Source organism: Bacteroides sp. BFG-606, assembly GCF_024788145.1.
GTDB lineage: Bacteria > Bacteroidota > Bacteroidia > Bacteroidales > Bacteroidaceae > Bacteroides > Bacteroides vicugnae.
The window spans coordinates 1,117,386-1,139,910 of sequence record NZ_JANUIL010000001.1; the positions used below are offsets into that span (position 1 = coordinate 1,117,386).

Genomic DNA, 22,525 nt, shown 5'->3' on the forward strand with positions numbered 1-22,525 from the left:
GTTTATATCTTAATTATTATATCACTTCTTATTAATCCAGTTCCCATGCCAAACGGGGTTGTTCACCGTCAAGGTTCCATATAGAGTTATCCCAGTCAAGAGTACGGACAGCTTCCATCAAGTTATTGATGGTAGTCAGGCCATTGTAACGGTCTACCGTAATGACAGCGTCCACGTTTACGCTGGCTTGGTCAGGCAACATGGGATTATTGGGGAACACACATTCCATAGCAGGATTAGCGTAACAGGAATAAGCGACGTTCTCGCTGTACCGTCCGCATACCTTACCCGATTTGGGCGCAGCTTGAGAGAATAAATACGTATTCCATGCCACGCAGTGATGAACAGTAATACCGCTCCCGGTAGTATTGTTGGCATTACCCATAATACCTCCCACCTGGTTTTGTGCAGATACATCGCAGTCGCTCCAGCAGTAGGATATGGTAGAGGTTGTAGAAGCACCGGACATAGGTTGCACCCATCCTGCTATACCACCACCCGGATTAGCCACCACCATGGGAACCGCTTTCATCACTCCGTGTGAATAGCAGTGGGAAATTTTGCTTCCAAGCAACCGGCTGGCAATACCACCGACGCATGACTGGGTAGTGATATCACCTATATGATAGCACTGTTCTATAGCAGCTCCCTCACGCACTTCACCGCAGATACCACCTGCCGACCACAAAGCAGTAATCTTCGTTTCCGAACCACATTGATAAATCTTACTGTCTGCTCCATGAAGTCGTCCGCAAATACCACCCGCCTGACCGTCGTCCCATGCGGCATTACCCGAAGTCAGACTGATAGTACCTGACACCCGAACATTCTCTACTATACCCGCACCGGAAACATTACCCGCCTGACCAGCAACAATACCCGCAAGTTTCTTATCAGCGGTAACTTGCGCGTTCGTAAAGGTCACATTGGCACACCGTCCTGTCAACATACCGAAGAAGCCTTGATAACCGGATGAAGAAGATGTAATTTTCAGATTATTGATAACGTGTCCGCAGCCGTCGAAATCCACAGGTCTGACAGCAGTGGCTTCCACCGGAGTCCAGTCCGTTCCTTGCAGGTCGATGTCCGCACCCAGACGTACGTAAGTAGTCTGTCCGTCTTTGAGATATTCACCAAGCTTGGCCAAGTCTTTGGCCGCAGTGATGATGTACGGATTACCGATACCACCTTGTTTTTGTTGCAGATAGAAAGTCATGGTACTCTTTTCTTCATTGACGGCAAGATCGTCAGACTTCAGTTTCAGACCAAGCACGTATTTTTTGGTGTTGTCCAGTGTAGTAAGATCGTGGAAACGCAGACCCACAGCATGCAACACATCGTCACCTTTAAAGTCGAGACTGTTGGCATCCAGGTCATAGTTAGCCGCAGGCAATAGCGTGTATTCCTCGCCAAACGAATGAGCATCGACTACTGCAAATTCCGCTCTCGCTTCCTTTTCGCAATGGCTCTTCTCTACCATAATGGTATATTCATATTCAGGTTCATCCAGATATAGGTCATACTTGCCAGTCTGATTAAGTGACAAAGTGATACCGGAATAAGTAACTTCCGCCTTTTCCGGCTGCGTCAAATCCATGACTTCACCACAGGAAACCAATGAAAACGCCATCAGCGACGCTACAATAGGAATATATCTTTTCATAATTCAATTCTTTTTTAATGATTAAAAAACAGGGATTACCATACCAACATTGTCACCTGACAACCACACTTTTCCACCATCTATCCGAACGACCTCCATTTCCATCTCTTCTTTGAGGAAAGAAACTCCCCGGAATGAGAACGCTGCCTTTATTTTCTGACCGATAGTTGCAGGTTTCCCGGTAAACTTCACATGAATGTATTGGCTTTGATCCGAATTCTGTAAACGATAGGTCAGGCGCTTGGAATTGATTGCAGTCTGAACTTGTTCCTGCTCTGCAAAAATACAAACTCCATCCAAACTATAAAATCCTATTTCGGTATATCCCGTTATATCCTTTCTATCAACGCCGTTTTCAGCATAATCCGTTTTTGCGCAAGAGGCGAAAACCAACAGGTATGCCAATAATACATATATTACTTTCATAAGCGAATAAATTTAAGATCATTACTTTCTAATAGTTGCCGACAATGTTTCTACCGATCCATCCTTATAAGTCACTTCGGCCGTAAGCACTTGCCCGTTCAGGTTCTTATTCACTATATCGATTTCCTGTCCATCCACCTTTAGCTTGTAAGAAGCGACATCAGCCGGCAAATTCAACAGTTGCACCAACGCATATCCATCCACTTGCTGATATTTCAACAGAGGGAACTCTCCCGTCACAAGCTTAGTTTTGACATCATCTTCCCACAACACACTGTCATCCGACTTCAGCAACGCTACATGGTATGTTGTGCCGGGAACAAGATTTTTAACCAGCGTATAATCGCTTTCCGAATCAAGCGGCTGACGCACTACCTCGGTCCCGTCCTTGTCTGTCACCGACAACACTCCCGTCTTATCAGCTCCGTTACCCCAACTAATAAATAACTCCTGTTGTCCTTCGACAAGACTGGAAATTGCCAGCCCATTTTGAGCAGCGATGAAATCAGGATATAATAATGGATTGGGATTGTAGAACCCGTTTGCATCCAGTCCTAAATAACGGGAAAAATAAATTCCTCCAAGCTCCCACATTTCAGTATTCGCATCGTAAACAGCTCTCGCCCCACCGGGAACAACGCTAAAACGCCCGGTAATGGCATACGTATCATATTTCTTGAATACCTCATAAAAAGTCTTATACCAATTCTTCGGATACCAGGAGTAACTCTCAAAAAGACTCTTGAACTCGGCAGCACTAACCGGTGTACCGGCATTCGCCTTTTCAGCTATCAGATTAAGATATTCGTAGATTTTCATTCCGGCTGTATAACCATTCTTGGTTCCCCATTCTCCCAACGCATCGGCCACATGAGGATTCAAAGCACGCACCATAGAGAATTCCGTGCAAATCAGTTTTTTGGTTACACCGTACTTATTGCGGATGATCCGGAAATCATCTTCCGCCTGATTGATATTCAATGCGTGAACATGCAGGTCGAGTCCCACCACATTAGGATTATTATTAACCACAGAGACTACCGCAGGAACCGTTTCGCTCTTCGGCAACTCGGACACACGGTTCAATGCCCCTGCATAAATGTCAAATGTCCAGCCATTCGCCTGCTTCCAAGTAGTCAGCCGATTGGCAAACTCATTCAGGAATGCCCGGTAATCATCACCGTCAGCATGACAAAGATCGGTATCCAATGCATTTTCCCACTCCGGTTCGTTACCCATAACCAAAATGTCAATATTCTGCGCCATCTGATAAGTTTGCAATAACACTTCCGTTGCCCGGAATATGTACTCCATCTCCTTCGTCCCTACTTTGGGAACCGTATCGGTATATAATTCAAAAGGTATTTTCAGGCTTAATATGAACTTCACGCGGTCGCCCAACGCTTTCTTGGCCTGGATAAATTTCAGTGTGGGAATATGTGTCTTAATGGCTTCTTCTTTCACGCCTACAATTTTCCCGTTTTCATTTTGAAGAAACAGAGCGGGGACATTGACAAACCCTCTCACCCAATTCACTTTCGACTGCTTCAGCATCTCTATTTCCGTAATCGGGTAGTCTATATTTTCATTATAGTTCGCCCCCAAATCCTGCGCCTTTGTTCCCATTGAACATAAGAACAGCAATACAAACATTAAAAAAGCTTTCATTTTCATATACATACTTCAAGGTTAATTGTCCGACATCGAACAGAACAAAGGTAGAGAAATAAATCCCGGTAGAATAGAACGATTGTTTTATCAACGGGATTTATGTTCAGAATAAACATTTGACCTTATTTTAATGGTTCTTCTTCTACTTCACTGCGATAATAACCATCCACTTCGGCAAAGAAATTTTGTTTCAGAGAATCCAGAAGTTCGGGGTGTTGGGCCGCCTCGTTCTGATGTTGAGTCCGGTCGGCTTTTACATTGAACAATCCGTATTCACCCAGGTTGCCTAATTCATTTCCGGTCAGGTTGCGTTCGGAACCTTTATAAGGAGGCATCATGATCCAGTCGCCCGAACGGTAAGCCATACGTCCCTGCGCTTCCAATACTACATCTTTGCGGGCAGTTGAAGCTTTTCCGAAGAAAGCATCGAGGTAATTCCGGCTATCCAGCCCTTCCGGCAAATCGGCATGTACCATTGAACCCAAAGAAGCAAGGATATCCACCTGGCAAACCAGCGCATCGGATACAACCGGCTGAATCTTTCCTTTCCAATAAACAAACAAAGGAATATGCGTACCGCCATCAAACAGACTGTACTTGCCTCCGCGAAGTCCTCCTGCAGGAAGATGATTGCCTGCCAACTCCGGAGCACCGTCTTTGTAGCCGTCATTCAATACAGGACCGTTATCGCTGGAGAAGATAATCAGTGTGTTTTCCAACAATCCTTCTTTCTCCAGGTGAGCAAGCAATTCACCGACACACCAGTCCGCCTCAACGATAGCGTCACCACGAGGCCCCATGGTTGTTTTGCCCACAAAACGCTGGTGGGGAGCGCGGGGTACATGAGGTTCGTGCAGGCCGTAGTACAAGAAGAAGGGAGCATCCTTGTGTTCGGTTACAAAATTCTTCACCTTATCTACAAAATAGTCGGCCATGTCCTCGTCTTTCCAACGGGCTTTCTGGCCGCCTTTCATATAACCGATACGGGGTATTCCGTTTACTATGGAGTTATTGTGTCCGTGTGCCCACTGCATCTTCAACATCTCCGGGTGAGAGATGGCAGTCGGTTCTCCTTCAAAATTCTTCTCGTAACTCACTTCGATGGGATCAGCCGGATCGAGTCCCACGACATCGCCGTTTTCCACGTAAACGGTCGGCACACGGTCATTGGTTGCCGCAATCAGGCAAGAGTAATCGAAACCGATTTCCCTGGCACCCGGTTTGACGGTTTCATTCCAGTTGACATTTCCGTCGCCCATACCCAAATGCCATTTTCCAATAGCTCCGGTCACATAACCACATTGCTGCATCATCTTCGGCAAAGTGAACTGATGCTCATTGATGATAAGAGGAGCATCGCCGGGCAGGATTTTTGCATCCTTATTTTTCCACGGATACATTCCGGTCATCAAGGCATAACGACTGGGAGTAGACGTCGCCGAAGTGGCATATCCATTCGTGAAGCAGACTCCTCCATGAGCCAGACTGTCGATATTCGGGGTATGAATGGTAGTCGATCCATAAGCGCTGACATCGCCAAATCCCAGATCATCGGCAAGAATCACAATCACATTCGGTTTCTCTTCTACTTGCTGCGAGGTACAACCTACCAAAGACAATGTAGGAACAAGATAGATTAATTTTTTCATCATATTATGCAGTTAATAACGATGCAAATTTAGCCACCGCTTATCTATTTATATAGAACAAATGTTTAATAATGGGGAGTCATGTCCATCCTATACTTATTCCCCCGAAAAATACATCTTTTACCTCATGAAAATACCCAAAAGAGGGTGTCAGTTCTTCTTTGGGATATTATTGCAACTATTTGGTTCAATATCAAAAAACAGTCTCTATAAGATTATCTACCTTTGTTTCTATCAAAAACTCCTACGAATCACCGTCCGGAAAAGAAGAATTATCATCATACTATTTACTCAAAAAACACACTATCATGAAAAAACTCATTCATACTTTGGCACTACAAAGTATAAAAGTAAAACTCTTGGGGCTATTACTCTTTTTAGCGGGAAACTTACAGGCCTGTTCCGATGAAGGAACCGCATCCATTCAAGTCAATGCGGATGTGCTCTACTTTAACGGTACGGGAGAGACGCAGGAACTGCAGATAGAATCTTCAGGGGAATGGACCGTCACAGTGGCCAAAGGGGGAGAATGGTGTCATTACAAGATGAAAGAAAATGCACCCTCTGTCCTGTCCGTATCCACAGACGCCAATCAAACCGGGAAAGAACGCCTGACCCGGTTAATCATCTCTTCCGGCTCCACAGAAAAAAGAGTGGAAATCTACCAAAGGGCAGCCTCATCCTCCACCACCACTTATCCGCAAGTGGATTCAGATCTGCCTCTTTCTTCATTAACCGATGAACAGGGGAATATTCTGCCTGATTTCAGTAATATCGGCTATATGGGTAGCGAGCAGGAGATTCCCGATGTAAAAGTGGTAGAAACCATCGAAGCGCCCGCAAACGGGGCAGATGCCACCCGGTTAATCCAGAATGCGATCGACAAGGTAGCTCAAATCACTTCCGCAACCAATGGTTTCAAAGGAGCCATCCTTCTGAAAAAAGGACGTTACAGCATTTCAGGAACGTTGAACATCCAATCATCAGGAATCGTACTTCGTGGTGAAGGAGAAGATTCTAAAACGGGAACCGTATTGATTGCCGCAGGAAAAGGACAAAGAACTCTCATTAAATTCGAGGGTACGGGTTCTTCTTCTCCCAGTAGTCCTTCTCTATTCAATATAAAGGATGATTACGTTCCGGTAGGACAGTTCTGGGTGAGGGTTTTAAATCCGTCCTCTTTTCAGGTAGGGGATGAAGTGACCATCTACCGTCCCGGAACCGCCCAGTGGATCAGTGATCTGAAAATGAATCAGATTCCGGAAAGAACCACCGGAGACCCTATTGTGCAATGGACTCCCGAAAGCTACAACCTAAGTTACGAACGCACCATCACTCATATTATAGACGATGCGCTGCACTTCGACAATCCCATCATGATGGCTATGGAAACCCCATATAATAAAGGTGCCGTATTCAAATCGAGCTTCAAAGGAAGAATCAACCGGTGCGGAGTTGAGAATATGCTGATAGAAAGCGAATATACGTCTGATACCGATGAAGACCACGGATGGGTTGCCATAGAATTCAATAAGATGGAGCAGAGCTGGGTGCGTAATATCACTTCCAGGTATTTCGGCAACGGACTGGTTAGTTTGAACTCCGGAACCCGGTATGTAACAGTGAAAGACTGCAAATGCCTGGATGCAAAATCCATCATTACCGGTGGAAGACGCTATTCTTACAATATGAATCAGGCACAGCAGTGCTTAGTGATAGACTGTGAAGCCACCGAGGGACGCCATGACTGTGTTACGGGCAGCAAGGGAGTCGGTCCTAACGCATTTGTCAGAGTCAACATACGGAATGCACATGGAGACACAGGCCCTCACCAGCGTTGGAATGTAGGCACGCTCTATGACAACATCAACAGCGACGGTCCGATCAATATACAGGATCGCAGTAACTGGGGAACAGGACACGGTTGGGCCGGAGCCAATCAGGTACTTTGGAACTGCACCGCCAAAGAAGTATGTGTTCAGAATCCCTGGGTATCGGCGAAGAATTATAGTATAGGAACTAAAGGAACCAAACATGCAGGAGACTTTAAGAATCCGGTTCGTCCGGACGGTGTTTGGGTAAGGGCCAATGCCACCGTATCACCTGCCTCTCTTTTCGAAGCACAGCTGGAATTACGCAAGCGGACGGGAAGACTTTATCATTAAAGAAGTTGCGCAAAAGAAGTTGACGCATTACCTGTCAATTACATACAACAATCCCCTTATTTCAACCCTGTCTTATCAATTAAAAGGGAGAAATAAGGGGATTTTCTTTAGAGGAGTTTCAACCTGTGAGATGTCTATTTACCGATTACCGCATCCCAAGTCGTTGCAAAACGGAAGTTACCGATGTTTCCTTTATAGTTCTTGCGATACCTGTAATAGATTGACTTCAGCCCGTTTTTCAGTTCATCTCCTTCGGCATTTGCAACCAGCCCATTTGCCGGTTCGCCCTGACTCAAATCCGGATTGACATACAAAACAGCCTGCTTCTTGTCATAATCCACTTTCAGTACCAATAAATGCGTCTGATTATAATCGTAAGTTTCAGTACCCTCGGTACAATCCGTACGTACCGCCACACCGAATTTAATCTTGTCTTTCCCTTCACCGGCCACAAACACTTTGCCGCGCACGGCCCTGCTAAGCGGATTAATATCCAAGCCTGCAAAATCATAAAACTTAGTGGAACCCAGTTTCTCGAAATTGACCAGAAAAGCCAGATAATACGCACCACGGGCATACTCCTTATTGCTCTTCGTCAACGGATAAACACTCACCCGGTTCAACTGCCCTTCGCCCGCCAGATTAATCGACGGTCCGCCCTCATTGTAACCTTTATAAGAAAGCGGCTCACCGATAACAGGCCCCTCTTCCACTTCCACCGCTTTCGCATTGAACGCACCATACCAGGTATTGAAACGCGGTGTATCCTGATCGCTCGTATAAACTCCCTTTTCCAACTGATCCCCGGGTTTATACCCTTTCAACAAATTATTCCTTAAGGATTGTGCATGCCCCATCAGAGCAACAGCAACCATGATTACCAATAAACATACTTTCTTCATCATTCGATATTTCATTTAATTTGGATAAAACACTTATTTCTGATAATAAAGGTCGAAAACAATGGTAGCATCAGCAGCATCATTGGAGCCATCCAGTTCATTGATCTGACGAATCAGCATAATACCGATCTTACCGTTCTTCGAACTCTTGAAAACAACTACGCCATTCAGATCGAACCGGTCTCTTCCCACAGACTCACCAGGCTTGATGCTCTGCACAGTGATACGGTCTATCTTCGAAGTTCCATCGAACAAAGCCGGAGTCGCCGTTTCCGAAATTTCCGCCAACTGATCGTTTCTGACTAAATCTATAATGTTCTTCTCCTTTTCGATGCTTTCCTGAAGCACGAGGAATTTAGTCTGAATATCGGCATATCCCGGGAACATCGTGACAGCAGTCTCTTTATCCTTGGCATCATCTTTGGACGTTGTGAAAAGATTCGTCCCGTTACATCTGAAGTTCCTAAGATTATGAGCAATCTTATCGAAATTACCCAAAGCAAAAGCAGGACCGGAATAAGTGTTTGCAATCAAATCTATTTCCGAACGGCGTTTCTTGTTCTCGTCGGCATTTAATGTAGGATCGTCGTTCATGTAGCAGGCAGTCTGTATATCCAACTGGCCGGCATCGGTCACTGTCAACAGACAGCCGAAATCACGATTCTGCGCACTTCCCATCATTTGATTTTTGAACACCAGCACTTTGGCTCCGGGTTCGGGAGGCGTCACTTCTTCTTTCACCGTGCAAGTCACCGCATCAAACATCACCTCTTTCGCTTTGCCATTCATCGTGTAAGCCACTATCAAAGAATAAGAGCCTACCGGCATATTCTCCGGAACGGTGAAAGTCAGATTTCCACTTGCCAGACTACTGTTGGTCATCGGAGTATCTTCGATAGTAAGCAGCTTACGCAGGCTGACTTTCGTTACCACCACCTCTTCCCAGTTACTCATTCCCACCGTTACCGAAGCACCGGCTTTCAAACTACCCAGAGCGGCTTTTGCAGCATTCACGTCTGCAAGCTCAAGTTCCTTTTCTTCGGGTTCCGACTCCGGTTCCTGCACTTCAACAAACCGCTGATAGGTATATGTTTTCTCCGTTTCCGGACTGCCCGTATCATATCCGTAAGTAATCTCTACCGTATTGCCGTCCTCACTTAGTTTGAACCGGTGCTTGTCTCCGCTCTGATAAATCAATACCGATTCATCCACCACACGATATTTGCCCTGCAAATCCACATGTTCGAGTGCCTCCGTCTCTATATTATAGGTACAGATGTACGAAGTGTGATCGGCATTGAAGGTCGCTACAAACTTCTGTGATGTGCTTTCGCGTGTCCAAATTCCCTCCAGCAGGTTATTTCCCAAGTTCTTGTCCCAGTCATCGTCCTTGTCGCAGGATACAAACAGGCAGGACGTAAGAGACAGTAATACATAAGACACCAGATGCAGTGTCCGATTAAAAAGAATGCTTTTTTTCATAATAATATGTTTTTCAATTCAACAAATTCTACGATGGTAAAAATAGACACTTCCTTTCCAATCTATTTTCTAATATGCACCAAAGAATTGCAGATTCCTTTTCGCACTTATAATTTTCCGTCGAAACCTTATAAGAATCGTTCAACTATCTATTTGATGGGGAAAAGGGTACAAAATAATGGGAATCTTTGGGAGGTATTTTACTGTTTTTTGCTATTTTTGTTGCAAGTAAAAACACTCTTTCCTTAAAATCATCCACTTATGAAAAGACTTTTTTGTACATTGCTGTTTGCTATTTCCGTACAGTTTCTTTTTGCCAATCAGCCTTATCATTTCTCTCATTTGTCTGTCAAAGATGGATTATCCCAACTGAACGTCACCTGTATCTATCAGGACAAATTAGGATATATATGGTTTGGTACACGCAACGGACTCAATAAATTCAACGGAAATTCCTTCGAGGTTTACTGGAACCATGCCGACGATCCGCACAGTATCAGTAGCAATATCATTAATTGCATGGCGGAAGATGCAGAAGGCAACCTGTGGATAGGCACAGAAAACGGTCTGAACAGGCTCGACAAGAACAAGAACGAGTTTAAACGGTATCATATCAACCAGCAGGAAAACAAGGACAAGAACAAGATTACCTCACTTTGTCTTGACCAGCAGGGTACCTTATGGATAGGAGCCGCCTCCGAAGGACTGTTTGCCTACACTCCCCAAGGAGATTCCCTGAAAAACATCTCCACCAAAGAGCTGAAAGGGAACTGGGTAAATGACATTATTGAAAGGGACCACAAACTCTACATCGCCTCCTACAACAGAGGACTGCTTATCTACGATTTACAGCAGCAGGCAGTAGTCCGTTCTTTCCAACAAAATTCCGAATCACTGCCTATCCCGTCAAACCGGATCAGAAAAGTGCACATCGACAGAAAAGGAAATATATGGCTGGGAAACGACACACACGGCGTCTATGTCATCAAACACGATCCGGAGGAAGTGGTGTGTTACAATACCCGGAACGGACTATCCAACAATAACGTCCGTTGCATCAACGAGTCTCCCTCGGGTGAAATATGGATAGGCACTTTCGACGGTCTGAACATCCTCAATCCGGTGACCAACCGGATACAAACCTATCGCTACGGCACACAGGGCACATTGAGTCATCATTCCATCTACAGCATTCTGTTCGACCGGATGCAAACCATCTGGATCGGAACGTATGCAGGAGGTATCAGCTACTATAACCCTTACGGACATCTCTTCGACTTTTACAATCCCAGCTCATCCCTAAACAAAACTTTGGGTATCTTAGGTCCTGCCATCGAACACGAAGGGACTTTATACATTGGAGCCGAAGGAGGAGGATTGATTACTTTCGACCTCGAACAGCAGACTTTCCAGCAATACATACTCCCGCACAATCCCGGTGAGTCGATGCAAAGCGTCATTAAAACCGTCTATTACGACAAGAACCGGATTTTATGCGGAACGAGCATCGGGGAAATCTATGAATTCAACCTGCACAATCACCATTTCTCACTGATCTTTCAGAATAATGACCGGAATCCGATTTACCACATCAGTAAAAGCATTTCCGGAGAACTGGTTGTAGGTTCTACAAGTCCGAAAGAGGGACTGATGTTTATTTCAGATACCCCATCGCTCCATGTGCAGACCGAATTTGCCATAAAAGGCGAGGGCACTTTCCGTTTTGCCAGTGTCATCTGTGTATGCGAAATCAGTAACGATGTGTTTCTAATCGGCACTAAAGAGAAAGGCTTATTCTTTTATGACAAGATCAATCACTCCCTGCTTTCCTACAACCACACCAACGGACTAACCGCCAAACATATCAGCAGTATTCTAAAGGACCGTTCCGGCAGGATATGGATCAGCAGCATGGATGGCGGACTAAGTGAATTCAACATCACGACCGAGCAATTCACCACCTACAATGAGAAAAGCGGCTTGCAAAGCAATCAAGTTTGCAAAGTGGTGGAGGGAGCCGACAACAGTTTATGGATCAGCACGCTAAACGGCATTTCGAGATTGGACCTCCGTACCCGGAGCATCACCAATTACAACAAAGAAAGCGGAATACAGATACAGGAGTTTTCTCCCTGTGCAGGATTCCGCCTGTCCGACAACCGGATTTTCTTTGCCGGCAACAACGGTTTTACCCTGTTCAACCCCAATGATATCGTCACCAACCCCAACGTCCCTCCCATTATATTGGACAAACTATATATCAACAACAAACTGGTATGCCCCAACGACGAAGAAAATGTACTGCAGGAGAACATCTCCACCCAAAAGAAGATCGTACTCAATCATAATCAGACCAATATAACCATTGAATACTGTGCGCTGAACTATATCTTCAACAGCAAGAACGAATATTCCTACAAACTGGAGGGATTCGACTCCGACTGGAACAAGGTCGGCAACCGACGTACTGCCTACTATACCAATATTCCGGCCGGAACTTACCGCTTCATCGTGAAAGGCTCCAACAACGACGGAATCTGGAATGAACAGGGAGCCACACTGGAAATCGTTGTCTTGCCTCCCCTGTGGAAGACCTGGTGGGCTTACTTGATATACAGTGTCGTCGCCATTGCCCTGATCGCTTTCATTATCCGCTATTTTACGGAGAAGAAACGCCTGCAAAACAACATCAGGCTCAAACAAATGGAAGCGGAAGTGCACGAAGAGTTTTATCAGGAACGAAACCGCCTCTTCACCAACTTCTCACACGAACTGCGTACGCCGTTGACCTTAATCATGGCTCCATTGGAGGAATTCGTAAAGCGAACGGATCTGGTGGATGATGTCCACTACAAATCCCAGCTAATGCTGCGCAACGCGCAGCGCCTGCTCCGTATCGTCAACAACCTGATGGATCTGCAAAAGAATGAAAGCGGAACCATGAAACTACAAGTTTCCGAGCATGACATCGTCAAGTTCACACACGAAGCGGTAAGCTCTTTTCAGGATCTGGCACTGTACCGGAACATCCATTTAAGGTTCAAACATGCCGTAGACGAGCAACCGGTGTGGTTCGACTGGAACCTGCTGGAAAAAGTTTATTTCAACTTTCTCTCCAATGCTTTCAAGAACGTACCGGACGGAGGTTCCATACGAGTGGAACTGAATGTGAAATCACTCTCCGAACTTGCTATCTTCGTGCCTGCCAGACTGAACAAGTATAAGGACCCGGAAATAAAATACCTCACCGTATCCATTCAGGACAACGGTGTCGGCATTGATCCCGACGAACTGGAGAAAATCTTCCGTCCTTTCTATCAGGTAGCACAAAACGAACATTCCAAATCGGGAACGGGCATCGGACTAAGCCTAAGCAAAGCCATTATAGAAATGCACCACGGAGTGATATGGGCAGACAACGCTCCCGACTCCGGCGCAGTCTTCCAATTTGTCCTGCCTATCGACAAAAACGGTTTCGACCCGGAAACGATGGTAGAATCATCCGCCAATGAAACCGTATTATTTAATGTGGAACTTCCGGACACTGCTTTCGAAGCCGAGCATTCGGGCAAGAAGCAGGCCACGATTCTGATAGTAGAAGACAATCGCGACCTGAACAACTATATCTGTTCCTGTCTGGCGGATAAATACAACGTAATAGGAGTGACCAATGGTGAAGAAGCGCTCGCCAAGGCCATCAACCTGTTGCCAAACTTGATTATCACCGACCTAATGATGCCGAAAATGAACGGTATCGAACTGATCCGGCAACTGAAGAAAGACATGAATACCAGCCATATCCCTATCATCATGGTCACTGCCAAGACGGGTACGAACGATATTAAGGAGGGATACGCCGCCGGAGCGGACGAGTACATCACCAAACCTTTCGACGCTTCGATATTGAAAGTCAGAGTGGACAACATCATTCAAAGCCGGGAAAGGCTGAAAGACCTGTACAGCAAAAACTTCTCTCTCGAATCCCTGGGAGTGGATATGACATCTGTGGACGAGAAATTTATGCAGAATCTATATGCCACTTTGCAGCAGAACATTGCCAATTCCGACCTGAACCTGGATGCTTTCTGCAGAGAACTCGGTTTAAGTAAATCGAACCTCTACCGGAAAATAAAACAGATCACCGGATATTCGCCGAATGAGTTTATCCGTAACTTCCGGTTGGAAACTGCTGCCAAGATGCTGAAAGAGACAGATATGACAATTACAGAAGTATATTGTGCGGTGGGTTATAACAGTCTGGCCTATTTCTCCAATTGCTTCAAGGCATTGTACGGCGTTTCACCAACCGAGTTCAAGAACAAAGCGGAGGGGAAATAACACCTACTGTTATCCTTCAATACGATTAAATGTTTGATTGTTGCACCGTAACAGATTATTATTTCATCATTGTATCTAAGGTTTTTCAGTGCAGAGATTAAGGATTTTCAGTGCAGGAATTAGTGAACTTTTATGCAGTCGGGTAGTCGTCCCGTTGTAAGGTGACAATAGTCACCTTATAGAATGATAAATATCACCTTATAAGATGACATTAGTCACTTTATAATATGACTACCTGTCTTTAGAAGGATGAGAAACTCTAAAGATACAAAATTAAACAGTAAAAAGCAAGAGGGAGACTGGAAATATTGCCTCATCGGCGGAACGGATAGATTGCATTTCCGCACGTTAGTTTGTAATATTCCACCATACGTTTGTAAAATGACGTATTTTTCAGGGAATGTCCGTTTTTACAAGCATTAGAATGGCCTGTGTAATCGACTCTCGTCGGAACGTCCTATTTTTGAGTCAGAAAAACATCGTCGGAGTTTTGTCTCTGCGATCGAAGTAGTTATCAGAAATAGAACAGAAATCTTTTATTTAACAATTTATTAAACTAATATTTATGAAACAGAAAGTAGCTTTCATGCTATTGGTTATTTCGTTCTGGTGTACATCTGCTATTCAAGCACAGACGGGAAGCCAAATTACAGGTAAAGTTGTCGATGCCTCCGGAGAACTCGCAGGAGTCAGTGTGGTGGTAAAAGGAACAACAAATGGAGTGACTACAAACATGGACGGCGAATTTAAATTAGGAAATGTAAAATCCGGCGACGTTCTGAAATTCTCTTTTGTAGGTTATAAAACCCAGGAAGTGAAAGTGGGCAATAAGAAAAGATTCGATATTGTAATGGAAGAAGATGCCCAGACATTGGAAGAGGTAACTGTAGTGGCTGTGGGTTACGGTGACGTCAGAAGACGGGACCTGACCGGTTCTATCGGCAAGGCCAATATAAGTGATATGACGAAAACCCCGGTAAACAATATCGCGGAAAGTCTGGGTGGCCGTATTGCCGGTGTACAGGTGACTTCTACCGACGGAGCTTTGGGGGATAACTTCAATATCGTCATCCGCGGAGCGGGTTCGCTGACGCAAAGCACGGCTCCTCTCTATGTAATAGATGGATTCCCGCAGGAAAATTCCAGCATGAGCGCCCTCAATCCGAATGACATCGCATCTATCGACATCTTGAAAGATGCGTCCGCCACAGCTATTTACGGTTCGCGCGGTGCCAATGGTGTCGTCATCATCACCACCAAACAGGGACAGGCCAGCAAGGCGAAAGTGACTTATAACGGAAGCGTCAGCATAAGCAAAGTCAACAAAACGATGGATATGATGAGCGGTTATGATTTCGCTTTGTTACAACAGGAAATCATGTCGGCAGACGACTTCTCCAATTATTATCTGAAGAATGGCGTCACTCTGGAAGATTACAAAACTTTTAGAGATTATGACTGGCAGGATGAAATCTACCGTACAGCCGTCAGCCACAATCACTATGTGGGATTGAACGGCGGTAGCGACAAAATGAAATATTCGGCTTCGCTCTCTTACAGCAACCAGCAGGGTATTGTTATCAATACGGATTTGAGCCGTTATCAGGGACGTTTCAATTTCAGCCAGCAAATCAATAAGAAGATAAAGGTAAATGCGAATGCGAATTTCGCCAGTAACGTGCAGAACGGAGTCAGTCCGTCGGCACAGGCTTCGTCGATGTCTCATTCCTTATTATACAGTGTTTGGGGATACCGTCCGGTTTCTCCGTCGGGTTCCGACCTGTTGGCGGCCATGTATGATGAAGATGTGTCGATGAGCGATGACTATCGTTTCAATCCGGTACTTTCCGCACGGAATGAATACCGTCGCAACACGACTAATCACCTGCAAGCCAACTTAGGAGTGGAATGGGAAATTATCAAGAACCTGAAATTCAAAACTACCGCCGGATATACGGGACGGGACATCAAAAGAGAAGAGTTTAACGGCAGTCAGACCCGTACAGGTAACTCGCATCCTAAGAATACACAAAGCAAGGGTATCAATGCCAAGCTGACTCAACAGGAAACCAGAAATTACCTGAATGAGAATACGTTGACTTATCAGTTCAACAAGAACAAACACAGTTTCAACGCACTGGCCGGTCTGACTTTCCAGAAATACTCCGATTATACGACCAGTATCACGCAGGATTACATCACGAACGAATCTTTCGGCATGGCAGGTATCGGTAAGAGTGAAGCTACTCCGACGACCACTGCATCGCTGGGCGACAACGCTATGATGTCTTACTTTACCCGTTTCAATTACAATTATAAATCAAAATATTACGCAAACTTTACCATACGTGCCGACGGCTCTTCCAAGTTTGCCAAGGACAATCGCTGGGGATACTTCCCATCCGGTTCGCTGGCATGGACTTTTTCACGTGAGAGTTTTGTAAGCGGGAATCTTCCCTGGCTATCAAACGGTAAATTACGCGCAAGCTGGGGTCTGACGGGTAACAACCGCATCGGAAATTATGATTACATGGCGCAGCTGATTACACACAGCGACTACTATAAATATCCGTGGGACAGCTCTTTCACTACCGGTTATGTACTGAGTTCCATGGCCAACCCCAGCCTGAAATGGGAGACGACCGAACAGTTCGACCTCGGTATCGATCTGGGCTTCCTCAAAGGCCGCATCAACCTGACACTGGACTACTATATCAAAACGACCAAAGACCTGTTATTGAACGCGGAAGTTCCGGCAAGTTCGGGTTATGCCACAGCAACACTGAATATCGGTAAGCTGCGTAACAAAGGTTTTGAAATCACCCTGGAAAGTACCAATATCACAACGAAAGACTTCACATGGAGCTCTAACTTCAACATTGCATTCAACAATAATGAAATTATCGCCCTCAACTCCGGACAGAAAGAAATGCTTAGCTACGTCAGATGGGATAATGCCTACAACAATATGCCTGCTTATATCAGCCGCGTAGGTGAATCTGCCGGAAAACTGTATGGTTACATCTACGAGGGTACTTACAAGTACGACGATTTTAACCAGACCACTAATTCGGACGGCTCCATATCATACAAACTGAAAGACGGAATCCCCAGAATCTCCGACAGTGTACAACCGGGTGACCCCAGATACAAAAAACTGTCCAACGACGGAACCAACAAAATCACCGACGACGACCGTACCATTATCGGCAACGGACAACCGAAACACACGGGAGGATTCACCAACAACTTTGTCTATAAGAACTGGGACTTGAATATCTTCCTGCAATGGAGCTATGGAAACGATATTCTGAATGCAAACAGAATGGTTTTCGAAAATCCGAGCAACCGGACCAATACGAATATGTTCGCCTCTTACAACAACCGCTGGAGCGCAGCCAATCCTACCAGTGACATGCCGAGAGCGCAAGCTCTGGACGCCAAACATTACAGTTCTCTGTACGTGGAAGACGGCTCTTTCCTAAAGTTAAAGACCATCTCTTTAGGATACAACTTAGGAAGAAAAGCACTCTACAAACTGGGTATTCAGGCAGCCAGAGTGTACTTCTCCGCTGAAAATATAGCCACCCTCTCGGGATATTCCGGTTCAGACCCGGAAGTTTCCGTCCGCAACAGCGTATTGACTCCCGGATTCGACTGGTCTTCCTGCCCGCGTTCATTCAATGCATCATTTGGCGTAAACATAACATTTTAAAGAGTATTCAACATGAAAAAGATATATCGCAATTTAAAGACCGCTGTACTGGCATTAGGATGTATGTCCTTATTACTGTCATCCTGTTCAGACTTCCTGGATAAAAACCCGCATGATTTCGTCTCTCCCGAAATCTTCTACAAAAATGAAAGTGACTGTATGATGGCACTGGCCGGAGTTTATTGGACACTGGCTACCGACCATGTATACGGTGAGAGGTACTCGAATATCCTATCCAATACCGATGACTTGAGTTACTATGCCCGCCTGAACCAAAGCGGTCAGGTTTATACCAACTCACACAATTCAAGTAATAATGATATTTACCAGACGTGGACGCAGCTCTATTCCGGTATCAACAACGCCAACGTATTATTGGACAATATCGATGCAGCCAACATTCCGGATGCAGCCGTGAAGAACCGTATTAAGGGAGAAGCCAAATTCCTGCGTGCCTACTACCACTTTCTGCTTGTACAGAGCTGGTATGAAGTACCCATCCGCACGGAAACCGTGACCGACATCAATAACAGCTCCCTTGCGGCAACTCCGCATGCAGAAGCCATTGACTGGATTATCAAGGAGATGGAAGACTGCATCGACCTGGTGGATGACTCCAAATACGACCTGTCTCCATCACACGTCAAAAAGACGACTGTTCAAGGCATATTGGCACGCGTCTGCTTATGGCGTGCCGGATCGCCCTCCAATGGCGGCAAGGAGTTTTATGAAAAAGCGGCCAAGTATGCCAAGGCTGTGTATGACTCGCATAAGCACAAACTGTATCAGGGAGACATCTATGCGATCTGGAAAAACATCGCTTCCGACAAGTATGATACGGAATACAATGAAAGTATGTGGGAAGTGGAATTCATCGGTACCCGCGTAGACGGCAAGTTTACCTACTCACGCATAGGAAACACTATCGGAAACTGGCAGGAAAACACCTCTTCCACCGGTAAGGGATATGCCTACGGGTTCTATTGCGGTTCACTGATCTTATGGGATTTGTTCGAGAAAAACCCCGGTGACTTACGTCGCGACTTATCAATGGCTACTTACAAGCTCGACGCCAGCGACGCCGCGGTATACTGGAAAGATACGGAAATCGTGACACGCCGTTGCGGCAAATACCGCAGGGAATGGACCACTACTTCTCCTAAAGAGAAGAACAACGACCAGATCAACTATCCGGTGCTGCGTTATGCCGATGTGCTGCTCATGCTGGCCGAAGCCGAGAACGAAGCCGGTAAAGCTCCTACTGACCTGGCCTACGATGCAATCAATGAGGTACGCGAACGTGCCGGAATCGATAAAGTGGAGAACCTGTCATACGCGGAATTCCAACAGGAAGTGCGCGATGAAAGAGCCCGCGAACTCTGTTTCGAGAGTCTGCGCAAGTACGACCTTATCCGCTGGGGAATCTATTATGATGCCGCTCATAACAAACTAACTGAAGCCACGAACGACAAACGGTGGACTACCAGCGGGTATTATAAAGCAGCTAAAGAATATGCAGCCAATACGGAAGAAAGGCATCAGTTCCTGCCTATTCCGATGAAAGAATTGGGAGTGAACTTACTTCTGAAACAAAACTCTTATTGGAGTAACGCAGCAGAATAGTCTTATCTCCCCGTTTTGAGAAACATTATACCCCCAACAGAAAAACCATGAAACAGCTATTAATTACAGTCCTTTTGTCAGGAAGTTGCGGATTTCTTGCTGCACAAAAAACAGTTAAAACACCTGCCATATATAAACCTGTCCGTACCGAGATGTATAAAAAGGGATGGATAGACTTTAACAAGAACGGGGTGAAGGACATCTATGAAGATCCTTCAGCACCTGTCGATGCACGCATCGAGGATTTGCTCAAGCAGATGACGCTGGAAGAAAAGACCTGTCAGATGGTCACTCTGTATGGATATAAGAGGGTATTAAAGGATGATCTGCCCACTCCCGAATGGAAGAACCAGTTGTGGAAAGATGGTATCGGAGCCATTGACGAGCACCTGAACGGATTTCAACAATGGGGACTTCCTCCATCGGACAATGAATATGTCTGGCCTGCTTCCCGTCATGCGTGGGCGTTGAATGAGGTGCAGCGGTTCTTTATAGAAGAAACCCGGTTGGGTATTCCTACCGATTTCACCAACGAAGGGATTCGTGGGGTAGAAAGTTACAAAGCAACGAACTTTCCTACTCAACTCGGATTAGGACATACCTGGAATCGGGAACTCATCCGCCAGGTCGGTGTCATCACCGGACGGGAAGCCCGTATGCTGGGGTATACCAATGTTTACGCGCCCATACTCGATGTGGGGCGCGACCAGCGGTGGGGACGTTATGAAGAAGTGTACGGGGAGTCTCCTTATCTGGTAGCTGAACTGGGCATTGAAATGGTACGGGGGATGCAGCAGGATTATCAGGTGGCTGCCACGGGAAAGCATTTCATCGCTTACAGTAACAACAAAGGCGGGCGTGAAGGTATGTCCCGCGTCGATCCGCAGATGTCTCCGCGCGAGGTTGAGATGGTTCATGTTTATCCTTTCAAGCGGGTGATCCGTGAAGCGGGATTGCTGGGAGTGATGAGTTCTTACAATGATTATGACGGGTTTCCTATCCAAAGCAGCTATTACTGGCTGACTACCCGCCTGCGCGGAGAGATGGGATTTCGTGGGTATGTTGTTTCCGACAGTGATGCTGTGGAGTATCTTTATACCAAACATAATACTGCCAAGGATATGAAAGAGGCGGTAAGGCAAAGCGTAGAAGCCGGATTAAATGTCCGTTGCACGTTCCGCTCTCCCGATTCTTATGTATTGCCGTTGAGGGAATTAGTGAAAGAGGGAGGATTGAGTGAGGAGGTCATCAATGACCGGGTACGGGATATTCTGCGTGTCAAGTTTTTAGTCGGACTGTTCGATCATCCGTATCAGACAGATTTGAAAGGGGCGGATGAAGAAGTGGAGAAAGCAGAAAACGAGGAAGTCGCCCTGCAGGCTTCCCGGGAATCGATCGTACTGCTGAAAAACGATCAAGACGTGTTACCGCTGGATATTTCAGGTATCAAGAAGATAGCGGTTTGCGGACCGAATGCGGATGAATGTTCTTATGCATTGGGACATTATGGGCCGTTGGCGGTAGAGGTGACTTCCGTACTGAAAGGTATTCAAGAGAAGACGGACGGGAAAGCGGAAGTGCTTTATAGCAAAGGATGCGAACTGGTAGATGCGAACTGGCCGGAATCGGAATTGATTGATTTTCCGCTGACAGAAGAAGAGCAAAAGGAAATAGACAAAGCTGTCAGTCAGGCAAAAGAGGCGGATGTAGCGGTAGTTGTATTGGGAGGCGGACAGCGTACGTGCGGAGAGAACAAATCCCGCAGTAGTCTCGATCTGCCGGGGAGGCAACTTGACCTGTTGAAAGCAGTAGTGGCTACGGGCAAACCTGTCGTACTGGTGCTTATCAACGGAAGACCTTTGTCTATTAACTGGGCTGACAAGTTTGTTCCCGCCATTCTCGAAACGTGGTATCCGGGAGCGAAAGGTGGAAAAGCGGTAGCCGACGTGCTTTTCGGAGATTATAATCCGGGCGGTAAACTAACTGTCACTTTCCCGAAAACAGTGGGACAAATTCCTTTCAATTTCCCGTGCAAACCGTCTTCTCAAATTGATGGGGGGAAGAATCCGGGAATGGATGGCAATATGTCACGTGCCAACGGTGCATTGTATGCTTTCGGATATGGCTTGAGTTATACCTCTTTCGAATATTCCGACCTGAAAATAACTCCGGCAGTTATCACTCCTAATCAAAAGACGTATGTCACCTGCAAAGTGACGAATACAGGCAAACGGGCAGGAGATGAAGTAGTACAGCTCTATGTGCGCGATGTGTTGAGCAGCGTCACTACGTACGAGAAGAACCTGACCGGATTTGAACGAATCCATCTGAAGCCGGGCGAAACAAAGGAAGTTTCTTTTCCCATTGACCGGAAGGCATTGGAATTGCTGAACGCGGATATGCATTGGGTAGTAGAGCCCGGTGATTTCACACTGATGGTAGGGGCTTCTTCTACGGATATTCGTCTGAACGGCACGTTAACGGTGGTTGACTGCATAAACGACTCTACTCCGCAAAACAAGGAAAACGAAGCTCCGATAAGTGCAAGTACGAATCAGGAAACGGTGAATAACGTGGTGGATAACAACCCTACCACTTTCTGGGAGGGAAACAAAGGGGATTACATCACCTTTGCCTTACAGAACGAAGCGAAAGTGGATGGCATTTCCATTGCCTTTCATCGCGATAACGGACTGGAAACCGATTTTGAAATACAGCTTTCCAGTGGTGGCGGACAGTTCCTGACGGTGTACTCCGGCACAGTGAAAGAGTATCATAAGCTGTTGAACTTTCCTTTTAAAGGAACTACTGCCAGCGACCTGCGTATCGTGTTAGGCAGTGACAGAGTGGGCATTACAGAAATCAAATTACCTCAAATTAAAAAATAAGAT

11 protein-coding genes are annotated in these 22,525 nt (G+C 45.9%); 5 read left to right on the forward strand and 6 right to left on the reverse strand.

Translation table 11 applies throughout. The features are described 5' to 3' along the window. Positions 1–31: 31 nt before the first annotated feature. From NXV01_RS04175 to NXV01_RS04190, 4 genes are all read right to left on the reverse strand, one after another. The gene (locus NXV01_RS04175) at positions 32–1,663 is read right to left on the reverse strand and encodes a DUF1735 domain-containing protein (protein WP_217720799.1); all 1,632 of its coding nucleotides are present in this window, start codon (positions 1,661–1,663) and stop codon (positions 32–34) included. A gap of 21 nt (positions 1,664–1,684) precedes the next feature. Beyond that, the gene (locus NXV01_RS04180; RefSeq protein WP_148367793.1) at positions 1,685–2,089 is read right to left on the reverse strand and encodes a hypothetical protein; all 405 of its coding nucleotides are present in this window, start codon (positions 2,087–2,089) and stop codon (positions 1,685–1,687) included. Between the two features lie 21 nt (positions 2,090–2,110). Next, the gene (locus NXV01_RS04185) at positions 2,111–3,769 is read right to left on the reverse strand and encodes a hypothetical protein (protein ID WP_148367794.1); all 1,659 of its coding nucleotides are present in this window, start codon (positions 3,767–3,769) and stop codon (positions 2,111–2,113) included. Between the two features lie 113 nt (positions 3,770–3,882). Beyond that, on the reverse strand, positions 3,883–5,409 hold the full coding sequence (locus tag NXV01_RS04190) for a sulfatase-like hydrolase/transferase (RefSeq protein WP_148367802.1): 1,527 nt from the start codon (positions 5,407–5,409) through the stop codon (positions 3,883–3,885). 308 nt (positions 5,410–5,717) lie between these two features. Here NXV01_RS04190 and NXV01_RS04195 point away from each other — a divergent pair, with 308 nt between their 5' ends. Then, on the forward strand, positions 5,718–7,574 hold the full coding sequence (locus NXV01_RS04195; RefSeq protein ID WP_259021776.1) for a BACON domain-containing protein: 1,857 nt from the start codon (positions 5,718–5,720) through the stop codon (positions 7,572–7,574). A 134-nt stretch (positions 7,575–7,708) separates the two neighbouring features. Here NXV01_RS04195 and NXV01_RS04200 read toward each other — a convergent pair whose 3' ends face one another. Beyond that, positions 7,709–8,479, reverse strand: coding sequence for a hypothetical protein (locus tag NXV01_RS04200; RefSeq protein WP_217720797.1), 771 nt, complete (start codon positions 8,477–8,479; stop codon positions 7,709–7,711). 30 nt (positions 8,480–8,509) lie between these two features. After that, the gene (locus NXV01_RS04205) at positions 8,510–9,958 is read right to left on the reverse strand and encodes a hypothetical protein (RefSeq protein WP_259021777.1); all 1,449 of its coding nucleotides are present in this window, start codon (positions 9,956–9,958) and stop codon (positions 8,510–8,512) included. Between the two features lie 261 nt (positions 9,959–10,219). Here NXV01_RS04205 and NXV01_RS04210 point away from each other — a divergent pair, with 261 nt between their 5' ends. The 4 genes from NXV01_RS04210 to NXV01_RS04225 all read left to right on the forward strand — a co-directional run bounded on the left by NXV01_RS04210 (position 10,220) and on the right by NXV01_RS04225 (position 22,522). Beyond that, a complete protein-coding gene (locus NXV01_RS04210) occupies positions 10,220–14,296 on the forward strand; it encodes a hybrid sensor histidine kinase/response regulator transcription factor (protein ID WP_259021778.1) in 4,077 nt (1,358 codons plus the stop codon). A 565-nt stretch (positions 14,297–14,861) separates the two neighbouring features. Then, positions 14,862–18,011, forward strand: a complete 3,150-nt coding sequence (locus NXV01_RS04215; protein WP_148367670.1) for a TonB-dependent receptor — start codon at positions 14,862–14,864, stop codon at positions 18,009–18,011. Positions 18,012–18,023: 12 nt separating this feature from the next. Next, complete coding sequence (locus NXV01_RS04220) at positions 18,024–19,634, forward strand: RagB/SusD family nutrient uptake outer membrane protein (protein WP_148367671.1); 1,611 nt, start codon at positions 18,024–18,026, stop codon at positions 19,632–19,634. 47 nt (positions 19,635–19,681) lie between these two features. Next, a complete protein-coding gene (locus NXV01_RS04225) occupies positions 19,682–22,522 on the forward strand; it encodes a beta-glucosidase (RefSeq protein ID WP_259021779.1) in 2,841 nt (946 codons plus the stop codon). Positions 22,523–22,525 lie beyond the last annotated feature (3 nt).